A 1,463-nucleotide genomic window follows, 5' to 3' on the forward strand; every position below is an offset into this window, starting at 1 on the left:
GGGGGCGACCCATTGCTCGAAGATGCAGAGCGCGGCCGCGCCATTGCGCGCGGAGGTCACCATGCGGGTCGTCACACCGGGCCGCCATTCCTCGAGCGGGGTCGCGCCGGGATCGATGGGCATGGCTTCAGGCCCTTTCTTGTAAGGACGAAAGCGAAGTAAAAGGGGCCGGCCCTCGCGTGGGAACAGCCTTTCGAACACAGGACAGACTAGCAAATGCCGCAGGCCCCGCAAAAAGTCGCCCTCGTCACCGGAGCCGCGCGCGGCATCGGGCTTGCGACCGCGAAGAAGTTCCTTGGCGAGGGCTGGCGCGTGGCGCTGCTCGACATCGAGGGGGAGCTGCTCGGCCGCGCGGTCGCCGAGATTGGCCAGAACGAGGCGACGCTCGCGCTGACCTGCGACGTCTCCGATGCGGCCGCGGTCGGCGCCGCGATGACGACGATCGAGCGGAGGTTCGGCCGGCTCGATGCGCTCGTCAACAATGCCGGCATCGCCGTGTTCGCGCCGCTGATGGAGACGCCGGATACCGACTGGCGCCGCGTGCTCGAGGTCAACCTCACCGGCCCGTTCCTCTGCACCAAGGCCGCGGTGCCCTTGATGCGCGACAGCGACGGCGGCGCCATCGTCAACATCACCTCGATCTCGGCGGTGCGCGCCTCGACCTTGCGCGCGGCCTACGGCACCAGCAAAGCGGGGCTCGCGCACCTGACCAAGCAGCTCGCGGTCGAGCTCGCCTCGCTCAACATCCGCGTCAACGCGGTTGCGCCGGGGCCGGTCGACACCGCGATGGCGAAGCAGGTGCACACCAAGGAGATCCGCGCCGACTATCACGACGCCATTCCGCTCAACCGCTACGGTCTCGAGGAGGAGCTCGCGGAGGCGGTCTTCTTTCTGTGCTCGGGAAGCGCGAGCTACATCACCGGCCAAATTTTGGCCGTCGATGGCGGCTTTGATGCAGCCGGCATTGGCCTGCCGACGCTGCGCGGGCAACGGCGCAACGGGTAGGCACGGGATTTGCGGGATGGGCAAGGGCGCGAAGCGCCGTGCCCGCCACCTTCTGCGGATTTGTGGTGCCATTGGCGGGCACGCGGAGCCTGTCATCGGGCGCGCACTCGCGCGACCCGGTGGCTTTGCCCAACCTACGACGTCGAATGTGCGGAGAGTACGATGCAACGTGCTGCCTTGGTCAAAGCCCTGATGCTCGCGACCGCCCTGCTCGCCTCCACACCCGTTGCCGCCGAAATCCGCATCATCCAGTCACCGGGCGGACAGGTCGGGCCGTTCCTCGACCTGTTCGAGAAGGTGCGCGAGAGCGGCGAGCGCGTGGTGATCGACGGCCCCTGCCTTTCCGCCTGCACGCTGGTGCTGAGCATCGTGCCGGGCGAGCGCATCTGTGTCACCAAACGCGCCGTGCTCGGATTCCATGCAGCGCGTTCGGTCGACCGGCGCGGGCGCTTCTATGC

General features: G+C 67.9%; 2 protein-coding genes. Both read left to right on the top strand.

The window, feature by feature from the left end:
- The first annotated feature begins 216 nt into the window (after positions 1 to 216).
- Complete coding sequence (locus tag AC1D00_RS40805; RefSeq protein ID WP_404553094.1) at positions 217 to 1,005, top strand: SDR family NAD(P)-dependent oxidoreductase; 789 nt, start codon at positions 217 to 219, stop codon at positions 1,003 to 1,005.
- Between the two features lie 162 nt (positions 1,006 to 1,167).
- Positions 1,168 to 1,463: hypothetical protein (locus tag AC1D00_RS40810; protein ID WP_477014604.1), on the top strand; the 296-nt coding region annotated here is incomplete at its 3' end.

It is taken from the genome of Bradyrhizobium sp. P2_E8 (assembly GCF_056403875.1).

What these genes read in the sequence shown, in the direction of transcription:
- AC1D00_RS40805 (WP_404553094.1), top strand. Translation starts at nt 217, where the DNA reads ATGCCGCAGGCCCCGCAAAAAGTCGCCCTCGTCACCGGAGCCGCGCGC.